General features: G+C 40.8%; 10 protein-coding genes. 9 read left to right on the top strand and 1 reads right to left on the bottom strand.

The window, feature by feature from the left end:
- Positions 1-170: 170 nt before the first annotated feature.
- The 5 genes from celB to ABH902_RS04525 all read left to right on the top strand — a co-directional run bounded on the left by celB (position 171) and on the right by ABH902_RS04525 (position 6,885).
- Positions 171-1,439 carry a PTS cellobiose transporter subunit IIC gene (celB, locus tag ABH902_RS04545; RefSeq protein ID WP_404589365.1) on the top strand — a complete coding sequence of 423 codons (1,269 nt, stop codon included), beginning with the start codon at positions 171-173 and terminating at the stop codon, positions 1,437-1,439.
- A 252-nt stretch (positions 1,440-1,691) separates the two neighbouring features.
- On the top strand, positions 1,692-2,537 hold the full coding sequence (locus tag ABH902_RS04540) for a PRD domain-containing protein (protein ID WP_404589364.1): 846 nt from the start codon (positions 1,692-1,694) through the stop codon (positions 2,535-2,537).
- A 125-nt stretch (positions 2,538-2,662) separates the two neighbouring features.
- Positions 2,663-4,552 (top strand): beta-glucoside-specific PTS transporter subunit IIABC, encoded by a 1,890-nt coding sequence (locus ABH902_RS04535; protein WP_404589363.1) that lies wholly within the window; start codon positions 2,663-2,665, stop codon positions 4,550-4,552.
- A gap of 36 nt (positions 4,553-4,588) precedes the next feature.
- Positions 4,589-5,302 carry a glucosamine-6-phosphate deaminase gene (locus tag ABH902_RS04530; protein WP_404589362.1) on the top strand — a complete coding sequence of 238 codons (714 nt, stop codon included), beginning with the start codon at positions 4,589-4,591 and terminating at the stop codon, positions 5,300-5,302.
- A gap of 125 nt (positions 5,303-5,427) precedes the next feature.
- Entirely contained in the window at positions 5,428-6,885 is a 1,458-nt protein-coding gene (locus tag ABH902_RS04525; RefSeq protein WP_404589361.1) for a glycoside hydrolase family 1 protein, read from the top strand.
- An 86-nt stretch (positions 6,886-6,971) separates the two neighbouring features.
- Here ABH902_RS04525 and ABH902_RS04520 read toward each other — a convergent pair whose 3' ends face one another.
- Positions 6,972-7,904 (bottom strand): YhfZ family protein, encoded by a 933-nt coding sequence (locus ABH902_RS04520; RefSeq protein ID WP_404589360.1) that lies wholly within the window; start codon positions 7,902-7,904, stop codon positions 6,972-6,974.
- Positions 7,905-8,206: 302 nt separating this feature from the next.
- On the opposite strand from ABH902_RS04520, the gene ABH902_RS04515 reads away from it, so the two are divergent.
- From ABH902_RS04515 to ABH902_RS04500, 4 genes are read left to right on the top strand one after another with little or no spacing between them, the layout of a single operon-like run.
- Positions 8,207-9,481: a PTS transporter subunit IIC gene (locus ABH902_RS04515; RefSeq protein ID WP_404589359.1), complete on the top strand. Its 1,275-nt coding sequence runs from the start codon at positions 8,207-8,209 to the stop codon at positions 9,479-9,481.
- A 36-nt stretch (positions 9,482-9,517) separates the two neighbouring features.
- Entirely contained in the window at positions 9,518-10,561 is a 1,044-nt protein-coding gene (locus ABH902_RS04510; RefSeq protein ID WP_404589358.1) for a galactitol-1-phosphate 5-dehydrogenase, read from the top strand.
- Positions 10,561-12,081: an FGGY-family carbohydrate kinase gene (locus tag ABH902_RS04505; RefSeq protein ID WP_404589357.1), complete on the top strand. Its 1,521-nt coding sequence runs from the start codon at positions 10,561-10,563 to the stop codon at positions 12,079-12,081. The genes ABH902_RS04510 and ABH902_RS04505 overlap by 1 nt, the downstream gene beginning before the upstream one ends.
- Positions 12,078-13,013 carry a hexose kinase gene (locus ABH902_RS04500; protein ID WP_404589356.1) on the top strand — a complete coding sequence of 312 codons (936 nt, stop codon included), beginning with the start codon at positions 12,078-12,080 and terminating at the stop codon, positions 13,011-13,013. Before ABH902_RS04505 ends, ABH902_RS04500 begins: the two co-directional genes overlap by 4 nt.
- Positions 13,014-13,197 lie beyond the last annotated feature (184 nt).

The following is a 13,197-nucleotide window of genomic DNA, read 5'->3' as shown; positions in this document are numbered from 1 at the left end:
CGATATTTCGCCCTTTACTTAAAACAATGTTCAAATCGTAACAAATGTAGATGAAAATGTAACGGGAGATTATTATACTATTAGAAAGAAGGTTTATTTTTTTACGCAACGAATGTAAGCGCTTTTATTTTAAGGTTAACGAAAAAATAACTATGAATTGAGGTAGAGCCATGGAAAAATTTGAACAAATTATGTTGCCGTTAGCAGAAAAGTTGGATCGAAATCGTTATTTATCAGCTATAAAATCAGGCTTCTTTTTAGTAATGCCCTTATTAATTATTGGTTCAATGTTTTTACTTTTTTCTCAAATACCCTCTGAAAGCTATCAGAATTTTATGCAGCAGCTGTTTGGTGAAGGCTGGGATGCGACGCTGATCCAAATTAACAACGTAACGATGGGCTGTATGACTTTTTTTGTTATTATCGGCATGTCTTATGATTTGGCCAAGTATTATCAAGTAGATGGCATTTCCAGTGTTGTCATTTCTTTAGCCAGTTTTCTAACAGTAACTGAATTATTTTCATTAGAAGAAGGCACGCTGTCTATTTCTTTAAATAATTTAGGAGCAAGTGGGTTGTTTGTAGGAATGATCGTAGCGATTATTGCTACTGAAGTTTTTCGCTGGAGTGTCCAAAAAAATTTAGTAATAAAAATGCCGGATTCTGTTCCGGAAAATGTTTCTAAATCATTTTCAGCTTTAATTCCAGGATTTATTGTGATTATTCTTTTTGCTGTTATTCGCGTTCTTTTTGCGTTAACTGCTTATGGCAGTATTCAAAACTTCATTTTTGATAATCTGCAGACACCATTATTATCCTTGGGAAGCTCTTATCCAGCGACTATTCTGATTTTACTGATTGAAGCTAGTCTGTGGGTATTGGGGATTCATGGTTCTAATATTGTTTTAGCGGTAATGCAGCCGATTTGGATTGCGTTAGCTACTGAAAATGCGCAAGCCTTTGCAGCCGGCAAAGCGTTGCCTCACATAGTAAACTATCAATTTTACAATAATTTTATCAAGCTCGGCGGTTCCAGCGCGACGATTGGTCTGGCGCTTGCCTGTCTGTTTCTTGCTAAATCGACGCAGTATAAAACATTGGGGAGATTAGCGATTATTCCTTCTATTTTTAATATTAATGAGCCGTTGATTTTTGGCGTGCCGATTGTGTTAAATCCGATCATGATGCTGCCGTTCATTTTGGCTCCTTTAATCATGTGTACGCTGGGCTATTTTGCGATGAAACTAGGCTTGGTTCCTATAACGAATGGTTTGCAGATTCCTTGGACAACACCACCTATATTGGCCGGTTTTTTAATTTCAGGCTGGAAAGGCGCCTTGTTGAACATTGTACAGATTTTAGTGAGCGCCGCTCTTTATTGGCCGTTTTTCCGTGTAGTGGATCTGGATGCGCTGGATAAAGAACGGGAGCAGGGATAGGTATCAGGCAGAAGTTTGGGGCAGACCGCAGGTAGCATGTGTTTGCCTCTTTTAATCTGAAAAATAAATAATAAAATAATTTTAAAAATCCGATTGACAGCGTTTACTTATAATGCTATATTAACAAGTGTAATGGAATTGTTACTGATACGATCAGGCATAACCATAGTATAAGTCAATGCAATAAGTAGCTTTATTTATTGTTTTAACTTATGCTATGGTTTTTTCGTAACTAAAAAAGAGGTGAATGGAGTGCTTGTTAAAAAAAGGATAAATAACAATGTCGTCTTGGCTTGCGCCGAAGAGGATCAGACAGATGAGCTGATCTTAATTGGCAAAGGCATTGGTTTTCAGGTCTATCCTGACGATGTGATCGATACGAACAAAATCCAGCAAACCTTTCTTCCCTCTGAGAATCTGAGCGTATCCAAGATGGCCGCTGTTTTAACGGATTCTTCACTTGAGGATGTGCAGCTAGTAGAAGCGATTGTACGTTTAGGAGAAGAACAGTTAGGCAAAAAGCTTCCGTCCGGGATTATCTTTAGCCTGTTAGATCATTTAAATCTAGCTTTTCAGCGCTACAAAGAAGCCATTACGATAAAAAGTCCGCTGGAGTGGGAAGTGAAGCAGTTTTATCGCACTGAAATAGAAATTGGTAAAAAAGCATTAGCGCTTATTCAGCAGGAAAAGCAAATGCTGCTGCCGGATTCTGAAGCAGTATTTATCGCTTTGCATTTTATTAATTATGAGTATGAGCATCAATCAATGGCTGCAACAATGGAATACATGGAAATTATGAAAGACATTTCCAAAATGATTCAATATCAGTTTCAAGTAGATTTGGATGAGCAGTCCGTGGATTATCAGCGCTTTTTAAATCATTTACGCTATTATGTAATCCGCATTAAGGAACAAAAGAAAACCGCTAATTCCAGTAATCAGGAAATTGTGACAATGGTTCAAAAGAAGTACCCGAAAGCCTTTAAAATGAGTGTTATTATCAGTCAATATTTAGAGGATCGGTACCATACCAAAGCGAATATTGATGAAAACTTGTACCTGACGCTACATTTAACGCGCTTACTGCAAATTGAATAATCACGCACGAATACAGGCTTCGTTACAGTTTGGCTGGCATAACCTGATAGTGTACAAAAAGACAGGCTCTTTTTTGTGCATTATCAGGTTTTTTATATCTAAAAAATAGAAAGAAGGATCGAAAAATGAAAGAACTTGCTCAAAAAATTGTTGAACTAGTGGGCGGCGTGGATAACGTTGTTGGGTTAACCCATTGTGTTACGCGACTTAGATTTCAACTAAAGGATGAATCTGTTGCTCAAACGAAAGAACTGGAAGCAATGCCGGATGTCATTAGTGTTCAAAGAAAAGGCGGACAATATCAAGTCGTTGTGGGCGGAAAGGTCGGTAAGGTTTATCAGGAAATTATCCGTCAATATCCCAACCTATCAATGGAACAGGTCGTGGAAAAGGATAACGATCAAAGCTTAATCAACCGTTTGTTAAACACTATTTCTGCTATTTTGATTCCTAGCTTGGCACCAATTGTCGGCGGTGGGATGTTAAAAGGGTTTTTATTTGCACTAACTTCATTTAAACTGCTTGATGGTCAAGGAGATACTGCCATTATTTTAACAATCATGTCAGATGCGATGTTTTATTTCTTCCCGTTCCTGCTGGCAGTCAGTAGTGCGAGAAAGTTCAAAACCAACGATTATATGGCTTTGACCTTGGCTGGTGTTTTGATGTATCCGTCATTGATTGCGGCGGCGACTGAAGGTGCGATCACTAATTATAAATTTCTAGGCTTTATTCCTATTTTGGTCGTAAATTATAGCAGCTCAATCATTCCGATTATTTTATCTGTTTGGTTATTAAGCTATGTGTACCGCTTTTTAGAAAAATACATTCCCGATATGGTGACTGTTATTTTCACACCCTTACTTACATTGATGATTGTGGTACCGATTATGCTGTCTGTTTTAGCGCCGCTAGGGTATTATGCCGGAGAATATGTGGCACTTGGCATTGAAAGTCTGATTAATTTTTCTCCGCTTTTAGCTGGCTTTGTGATTGCCGGCAGTCGTCCACTGTTGGTTTTAATGGGCATGCACCATGCGATTCGTCCGTTGACACAGCAACAGATTTCCACTTACGGCTATTCAACACTGTCCAGTATGAACTTTATGAGTACTATGGCGCAGGCAACTGCAGCATTGGCTATTTATTTGGTCATCAAGGATAAGAAGATGAAACAAGTTGCGCTGTCTTCAACAGTATCCGGTTATTTAGGTATTACAGAGCCGGCGTTATACGGTATTTTAGTGAAATATCGTGCGGCCTTTATTGGAGCTTCGCTTGGCGGCGGTATCGGCGGTGCGGTCGGCGCTGTTTTAGGTGGGAAGGCGCTGGCAATGGTTATGCCAAGTATCTTGTCACTGCCGGTTTATTTGAACGATACAGCAATGGGCTTTTTACTTGGAATGGTTGTTTCTATTGTTAGTACCTTCGTTATCACTCTTTTCTTAGCGAAAAGTTTCTTTAAAGTGAATGAAGCAGAGGTGGTTATGGACACAGAACAGGGCGAAGCAGAGGCATATGTGATTCATTCGCCGGCAGCTGGTACGGTTTATCCATTAAGTGATGTGAACGATCCAGCCTTTTCAAAAGGCTTAATGGGCAAAGGAAACGCGATTTTGGCTACACAGGATGAAATTGTTTCACCGGTAAACGGCGTGGTGCAGGTTGTATTTAAAACCAAGCATGCGATTGGCTTGCGCAGTCAGGAGGGCGTTGAAGTTTTAATTCATGTAGGTATTGATACGGTTGAGCTGGAAGGACAAGGCTTTACAGCGTTATGTAAAGAAGGTGATCAAGTAACCGTGGGTACACCGTTGTTGAAAGTAGATCGTCAGCTATTGGAGGAAAAGGGCTATGATCCATCTGTGATTGTGGTTATAACTAATAGTGATGCTTATTTAGCCGTATTAGAAGTAGATCAGCAAAAAGAAGTACGTGCCGGTGACATGATGATTAATGTCGTACCGGAAAAATCTCAGAGTATGGCACAAGCATTAGTAAGTGAACAAGCGTAAGTAGAGAAATTACCCAAAACGACAGGAGGAATTTAAATGAGAATTATCAAAACAACATCAATGGAAGAATTTAATCAAGTCGGAGTCGAGCTATTATTAACAGAAATGCTGAAAACGGATGACCGGGTGAATCTAGCTATTACAGCCGGTACAACGCCAATTGGCATTTATGAACAGCTGGTACCTCGCGTGAAGGAGCGAGCGTATTTAACCAATGTGCACTATTACAATTTTGATGAAATTCCGCATAAGTTGTCAGATGATGAAGGAATTACGATGACGGATTTAAGAACGCTTTACTTCAATCCAGCTCAAATTGCGGAAGAAAAGATCCATAAACTGGACGAAAAAAATTATCCAACGCAGGATGAACGAATCAAAGTAGCTGGCGGTTTAGATGCGATTTTATTAGGGATCGGAGCAGATGGTCATTATTGCGGAAATTTACCGGGAACGACTAAATTTTCAGATTTAACGACCGAGGTTGCCTGCGATGAAAAAATGAAGCAGAGAATTGGCCGCTTGTTTAATGATGAAAACGACGTACCTGAAAGCTACGTAACGATGGGGCCAAGAAGCATTATGAACGCGAAGCATTTAATTTTGGCCGCTTGTGGCGCGCATAAAGCGGAGATTATTCGGACCTTTTTGGAAGGCGGAGTGGATGAAAAAATTCCAGCCAGCATCTTAAAAATGCATCCTAATCTAACGTTATTAGTAGATGAAGAAGCTGGTAAATGGGTGAAATAAAGCTGAAACCCAGCTACTAAAATAGCAATACATGAAAGGATTTCTTTCTCACTGGGGACACGATTTTGTCAGAGAAAAGAAGTCCTTTCAATCAGCAGTGACAAAGAAAGAGAGGAAAACGAACAATGGGATTTCCACAGAATTTTTTATGGGGCGGTGCGACTGCAGCCAATCAATATGAAGGCGGCTATTTAGCCGGCGGGAAAGGCTTAAGCACCTTAGATGCCATTACCGGCGGCAGTAAGGATCAGCCCCGTATGATTACGTTTAAAACAAAAGAAGGGGAAGTGCAGCAGGTCACTCGTGAATCGAGCTTGCCAGAAGGAGCAGTGGGCTATGTTGATCCTGAGCAGTATTACCCCAGTCATGTAGCAACAGATTTTTATCATCATTATAAAGAAGATATCGCTTTATTTGCGGAAATGGGTTTTAATTGCTTCCGTTTTTCAATTTCGTGGGCGCGTGTTTGTCCAAAGGGATTGAAGGAAATCAACGAAGAAGGGCTGGCATTTTACGATCGAGTGATTGATGAGCTGCTAAAATATAATATTGAGCCGGTAGTGACCATTAATCACTTCGATATTCCAATGTATTTGGCGGATACGTATGATGGCTGGTCCGATCGCAACGTAATTGATTATTTCTTGTTCTTTTGTGAAACTATTTTTAAACGCTATAAAGGCAAAGTGAAGTATTGGATGACGTTTAATGAAATTAATTTTCTGAGAAGCTGGACGCAAATCGGTATCCATAACAGTACGCCACAAAGTAAATTTCAAGCAGCTCATCACTTGTTCGTGGCAAGCGCTAAAGCAGTTGAGTTGGGCCACAGCATCAATCCGGAAAATCAAATCGGGATGATGGTGGCGTATATTCCAAGCTATCCAATGACCAGCAAACCAGAAGATGTCTGGGCAGCGATCGAGTACAATCGTCAACAGGAATTCTACATGGATGTTCAAGTGAAGGGGTACTATCCAGAGCATCAGCTAAAAAAATATGAGCGCGAAGGCATTACCATTCACAAAGAAGCAGGAGACGATGACTGGATTGCCAAAGGAACGGTTGATTTCATCGGCTTTAGCTATTATATGTCAACGGCTTCTACGGCAGATCCGGAAAATGCGAAATATGTTGGCGGCAACCAAGTACCGGCAGTTAAAAATCCGTATCTGAACGAATCTGAATGGGGCTGGGCTATTGATCCATTAGGCTTACGGATTTCACTGGTTCAAATGTACGAGCGTTATCATGTTCCGTTATTTATTGTGGAGAACGGCTTTGGTGCGGTGGATGAATTGACAGTGGCTGGAACAGTCGAAGATGATTATCGCATCGATTATTTTGCGAAGCATATTCAATGTATGAAAGAAGCTGTCGAGCTGGATGGCGTTGACTTGATTGGCTATACTCCCTGGGGCTGTATTGATCTGGTTTCAGCTGGAACTGGTGAAATGAAAAAACGTTATGGTTTTATTTACGTAGATATGGATGACCAAGGAAACGGCACGCTGAAGCGTTATAAAAAGAAATCCTTTGATTGGTATAAAGAGGTTATTCGAAGCAATGGGGAGAAGCTGTAAATAGAGAAGAGCTAACTTCTGGTTACTCTATAACAATAAAAAACGAATGCTTTTTGGCATTCGTTTTTTTAGGTTCATTTATTCCGTTAAAAAATCGCTTCGAGTTGATTATTCAGTACTTCTTTTTGAATGCGAATGACCTTATTAATATCAATGTGGCTAAGAAGATCAGCGACTAGTTTATTTTGTTGATTAATCGTAAGAACCGCCTCGCAAACCTCAGATAAATTGATCTCTTTAGACATTGCTTGTGTGATTTTTTCTGTGTGGATCAATGATTCGGAAAAGAAGCGTTGCTGAATGGTCCGGTGCCAAACCGCACAATCAATGGAATTATTTAAGACTTCAAAAGGAATATCCGCATATTTTACCTCTACATAATTGGCATTCGGATAAATTTTTCGTGTTAGTTCCGCCTGATCATAGGAATTCGGGTCAATACCAACACGTAAACTGGCATTTGCCGAAGTGTTGCTGGCTTTATTTTCCAATAGCATAAGACTGTGATTATCGTAGAAAGAGTGTTCTTTGAAATGTAAAGCAATCTCTAAATCAGAGGAGCTTTCTTGGCGATCCTTTGCTGAAGCTAAAGATGAGATGACAAAATCTTCCGGCGCATCATTTTCTAATATCCGGTCGAAACGAACTTTAGACCCATATCCATAAACAATAACCAGCGGGATATTAAAGTCATTTAAGGCCGTTCGGATACCCATTGCAAGTCCGCGCATTTCTAAGCTAAGCGGTTCCGGAAACAGGCCGACTAAATGTCGGTTGGGTAAAAATCCCCAAAGCTGTTTGATATCTTTATATTCTAAAATGGTACCATAACGCGGCTGAGCCTGTAATCGAATAATGCCGTTTTGTTCAAATTCTTTCATAGCACTTTGAATAGTACCTGTACCTACGCTAAGTTGTTTATGTAATTCACTGAAAGTTGGGATTTGACTGCCGATTTTGCAGGATAAAAGAATTTCAGCAAGCTTTTGCTGAGTACGTCCTTTTTGACTTAAATACATGCGGTTTTGCCACCTACCTTTGATATAGCTTCTTTTATAATTCTAACAAACGATTCATTTATATTCAATTTTACCTGAGATCAAGTCAAAATTAAATATAACACGTCTAAATGATGTAGCCAACCTTTTTAATAAAAATTGTGTTGACTATTTTTACATAATACAGTATCCTGTATATTGAATAAAGGGATATCGTAATAAGAGGGAGGAGTATAATTGATAATGGTCAGGGAGAAAGGAAGTCATGTATCATTATATTTTTTGGTACAAAAAGCAAACGCTTACAAAGGAGGAAAGAATGAATGGATATTTTAAAAAATGCGATTGATTGGTTTATCGGCTTAGGAGGTACGTACTTTGTGCCAATTGTAATGTTAATGATAGGTTTGGCGAGTCGAGCTGGGTTGAAGACCAGTATTACCAGTGCATTGTTAATTGGGATTGGTTTGACAGGACTGAATTTAATTACTGATTTTTCGGTTCAAGCAATGCAGCCGGTCACTAAGGCGTTATCTACACGTCTGAATACGGACTTTTCCATTGTTGATATCGGTTATGGCAGTGTTACAGCTGCTTGGAGCTGGCCGGGCGTACCTTGGGTCATATTGGGGATTATTCTGGTGAATCTATTGTTTGTCTCTTTAAAGTGGACGTCTACTTTGTGGGTGGATATGTGGAATATCTGGCATGGTGAAGCGCTAGGCGTTATGTTCTGGGCGTTTACCGGCAACTTATGGCTGGGAATTGCTGTAGGTGTTGGCACATTGGTTTTATCGATGTTTTTAGCGGATTTTCATGCAGAAAAGTTTCAGGAATTCAATAAGCTGGACGGTGTTACGATTCCAGCACCTTCAGCAACCTTTCCGGCAACCTTCGCCTTTTTCATGATGAAAATTATCAATGTAATTCCCGGCTTAAATAAAGTCAAAGCTTCTTCAGCTGATTTAAAAGAAAAATTTGGGTTGTTGGGTGAAAATAGTGTTATTGGCGCCTTGTTAGGAATTGTTATCGGAATTGTAAGTGGCATTGAGGTTGCGGCAATTATTCAATTAGCCATTAAATTGGCTGCGATTTTAGTTATTTTACCGGCTATGCTGCAGTTCGTGGCGGATGGTATTTTGCCAATTACAGCGAATTTATCGACTTTTATGAAGGAACGGTTCAAGGGACGTAAATTAAATATTGCCGTTGACCCGGTGATGCTCTTATCAGATCCGTCTGTGATGTCTACAGTAGTCATTATGTATCCAATTGCTATTTTTCTTTCTGCCTTTTTACCTGGAAATAACTTTTTACCGGTAGCCAGTCTGGCAGCCTTGCCTTATTGGATTGGCGGAATGGCGCCGTACACTAAAGGAAATATTATTTACAATGTTATTTTAACGACAATCTGGATCATTCCAACAACGTTAGTCGCGACTCAGCTTGCAGCGCTGACTACAGGAGCAGCAGATCTTACGAATGTTTTAAACGGAAGTGTGGCCAAAGATGTCTTAGTAAACTGCTGGGATGAAGGCGGCAATCTTTTGCTTTGGGTAATTGTCAAAATATCAGAGTTAGTGGGTATTGGCGGTTAGTGTAAAAGCAGTTGATTTATAAGGAGGAATATAGCAATGAAAGCTTTATTAGTGAAAGACAAAGAAAAAATGGAACTGGCTGAGGTAGCTAAACCGCAAATTAAAGATGATGAAGTGTTAATCAAAGTCGCGTTTTGTGGTGTTTGCGGTTCTGATTTACCGCGTTATTTTGAAGGTGCAGTTCACCAATTTCCGCAAATTTTAGGACATGAATTCTCCGGCACAATAGCCGAGGTAGGACAAAAGGTTTCCTCTGTTGCAGTCGGTGAACGTGTGATTGCCGCGCCTCTAACAGTTTGTGGAAAATGTGAGTTTTGTTTATCCGGACAACCGCAAATGTGTGAAAATTATGGCTTCATCGGTTCACATCAGCCGGGAGCCTTTGCTGAATATGTAGCTGTTCCAGCTCAAAATATTAATAAGGTGCCGGATCAAGTTAGTCTAAAAGAAGCTGCGCTGATCGAACCATTTACTGTGGGATTACATGCAGTGGAACGATTGCCGTTAAAAGCGGGTGAAACCTGTGTTGTTTTTGGAGCTGGTACGATTGGCTTAATGGTACTGACTGCTTTAAGAGCTAAAGGAGTAGGACAAATTATTATGATAGACGTAAATGATCAGCGCTTAGAATTTGCCAAAGCTTTTGGCGCTGATGTGGGCTTAAACCCCAGCAAGGTTGACTTAATTGCCTATTTTAGCGAGCATGCCCAGCCGACTGCTGTCTATGAAACGGCCGGTCATCCGACAACGCAGGTTCAAGCGATTACTGTGACGAAAAAGAAAGGCAAGGTCATCTATGTCGGTACCAGCCATCGGGATGTTCTTTTCAAGCCCAAAGAATTTGAACAAATTTTTAGAAAGGAATTGATTGTTACCGGTTCTATGATGTCTTATTCTGCACCATTTCCCGGCTATGAATGGGCGACAGCCTTAGATTTTATAGAGCGGGGTATGATTCATTTACGCCCTTTGATTACCGGTGTTTATCATCTAACGGATGCAGCTGAGCCGTTTTACGCTTTAACCGAAAAAAATTCAAAACACATTAAAGCACTCTACGAAATTGGAGGTGAAGAGTAATGAAAGATGCCTTGTTAGGTATTGATATCGGTACATCAAGCTGTAAGCTGACTGCGTTTCTGACAGACGGCACCGTTTTGGTTTCTGTAACAGAAAAGTATCCTGTTTATTATCCGGAAGCTGGCTGGGTGGAACAAGATCCTAATGAATGGTGGCAGGCAGTTTGTGCTGCAACTAAGAAAATATTAGGACATCAAGCAATGGCAGACAAAGCGATTCGCGGGATCGGGATTGACGGGCAGGGCTGGTCGATGATTCCAATCGATAAAGACGGCAACGTGGTCTACAACAATCCTATTTGGATGGACACACGTGCCGCTGCTCTTTGCGAAAAAGTGAAGTCTGAAATTGGCGAAGAGAAAATTTTTGAGGTGAGCGGCAATTCTTTTGAACCGACGTATAGCTTGCCAAAATTACTTTGGCTAAAGGAAAATGAGCCAGAAGTTTATGCCAAAATCGATCAGGTGCTGCAGGCAAACAGCTATATTGTCTACAAGCTGACCGGCGCGAAAACACAGGATATTTCACAAGGCTACGGCATGCATTGCTTTGATATGAGGAAAGGTGAATGGAGCGAGGAAATGTGTCAGCTGTTTGGCATTTCTCCCGACCTTTTACCGCCGATTTATAACAGTGATGAAGTCGTAGGGAAGGTTTCTGCCAAAGCTTCTGCTGAAACTTGGCTAGGTGAGGGCATTCCGGTAGTTGCTGGCGGCTTGGATGCGGCGTGCGGCGCTTTAGGTGTGGGTGTGATTGCTCACGGCGAAACACAGGAGCAAGGCGGACAAGCAGAAGGAATGAGCATTTGCTTGAAGGAATATGTGGCTGATCCTAGTTTAATCATGGGTTATCATGTTGTTCCGGGACATTGGCTGCTGCAGGGCGGTACAGTCGGCGGCGGTGGTGTGATTGACTGGGTGAAAAATAATTTCTGTTTTGAAGAAAAAACCAATGCGCAATATCATGGCACCAATGCTTATTATGAAATGGATCAATTATCCGCATCGATTTCAGCCGGCTCTGATGGAGTAATCTTTTTACCCTATATGAAGGGAGAGCGTTCGCCAATTTGGAATCCTTATGCAAAAGGAGTTTATTATGGCTTTGAATTCACTAAAACACGTGCGCATATGATTCGTGCTTCGCAGGAGGGCGTTGCGTATTCCTTACAACACAATCTGGTACTTGCCGAAAATACAGGTGCTAAAGTGGAAGAGCTGTGGGCAATGGGCGGTTCTGCCAATTCAGAAGTCTTTATGCAAATTAAAGCAGATGTGACAAATAAAACCATCAGGGTACCTTCTTCTGATACAGCGACCACCTTAGGAGCGGCGTTGTTGGCCGGTATTGGCGTAGGCATTTATAGAGATTATGCGCAAGCCCGAGAAAAGACGATTAAAGTGCAGCGGGTTTATGAACCAATTGAAGAGAATGTTCAAGTATACAAGCGCGGCTTTGAAAAATATCTAAAACTGTATCAACAGCTTGAATGCATGATGGTTGAGGAGGAAAACGTGTGATACTAACCGTTACAATGAATGCTTCAGTGGATATTACGTATGTTTTGAGTGAATTCCAGCTGGGTCAAACAAATCGAGTAGCAACTATTGAAAAAACTGCTGGCGGTAAAGGCTTAAATGTCTCCAGAGTGCTGCATCAGGTCAAAGGACAGGTGTGTGCCAGCGGTATGCTAGGCGGTACGACGGGTGAGTTTATTCAAAATTCGTTGACGGAACAGGGCTTAGAGCAGCATTTTTATCAAATACAGCAGGAATCCCGCAATAATATTTCGATTATTAGCGGAGCAGAGCAAACAGAAATTCTAGAAGCTGGTCCTACTGTAAGTGAAGAAGAGCAGCAACAGTTCGTTGCATTATTTAAAACTTTACTGGGACAAGTTGATACAGTCGTGCTGTCGGGAAGTTTGCCGGCAGGAATGAAGCCAAGCTTTTACAGCTGGCTGGTAGCTTGTGCCCAAGAACAAGGCAAGCAGGTTCTATTGGATACGTCAGGCGCACCGCTTAAAGAAAGTATTGAAGCGCCTATTAAGCCAACCCTGATTAAACCAAATGAGCATGAACTTGCGGATTTATTAGGAACAACTATTGATCCCGATAACTTGCCTGATTTAAAAGAAAAGCTGGCCGCGCCTATTTTTCAACGAATTCCGTGGCTTGTGGTTTCATTGGGAGCAGCCGGAGCGATTATTAAGCAGGGAGAAGAGTATTATTATGCCAAGGTACCGAAAATTCAAGCCGTCAATGCGATTGGTTCCGGCGATTCAGTGATTGCCGGCTTAGCATTAGGCCTTGATTTGCAGGAAGAGCCGACAGCGATTATTAAACGTGGTATGGCTTATGGGGTGTTGAATGCTTTAGAAGAACGTCCCGGATATTTAAAATTGGCAAAGCTTTCTGAGATTATCGCTCAAATTGAAGTTTCAAAAATTTAAAGCTAAAAAATAATACAGACTGTCATGCTGGAAACAGCATGGCAGCTTTGCTTTCGCAAAGAAAAATAGCTCGAATGCATCCGCACAATTGAAAAAAAGTAAAAAAATGGCGAAATACATTTGACTTATTTTTCATAATACAGTATTCTGTATATTGTAAATAAGAAAAGTAGGAGGAGTAAGA

Source organism: Enterococcus sp. UD-01 (assembly GCF_044909655.1).
Lineage (GTDB): Bacteria > Bacillota > Bacilli > Lactobacillales > Enterococcaceae > Enterococcus_L.
Note: the sequence above shows the minus strand (reverse complement) of the source record. Positions and strands in the feature narration are given on the sequence as shown.

Coding starts and splice junctions, on each gene's coding strand:
- celB (WP_404589365.1), top strand. CDS start 171: ATGGAAAAATTTGAACAAATTATGTTGCCGTTAGCAGAAAAGTTGGAT.
- ABH902_RS04535 (WP_404589363.1), top strand. CDS start 2,663: ATGAAAGAACTTGCTCAAAAAATTGTTGAACTAGTGGGCGGCGTGGAT.
- ABH902_RS04530 (WP_404589362.1), top strand. CDS start 4,589: ATGAGAATTATCAAAACAACATCAATGGAAGAATTTAATCAAGTCGGA.
- ABH902_RS04525 (WP_404589361.1), top strand. CDS start 5,428: ATGGGATTTCCACAGAATTTTTTATGGGGCGGTGCGACTGCAGCCAAT.
- ABH902_RS04520 (WP_404589360.1), bottom strand. CDS start 7,904: ATGTATTTAAGTCAAAAAGGACGTACTCAGCAAAAGCTTGCTGAAATT.
- ABH902_RS04515 (WP_404589359.1), top strand. CDS start 8,207: ATGGATATTTTAAAAAATGCGATTGATTGGTTTATCGGCTTAGGAGGT.
- ABH902_RS04510 (WP_404589358.1), top strand. CDS start 9,518: ATGAAAGCTTTATTAGTGAAAGACAAAGAAAAAATGGAACTGGCTGAG.
- ABH902_RS04505 (WP_404589357.1), top strand. CDS start 10,561: ATGAAAGATGCCTTGTTAGGTATTGATATCGGTACATCAAGCTGTAAG.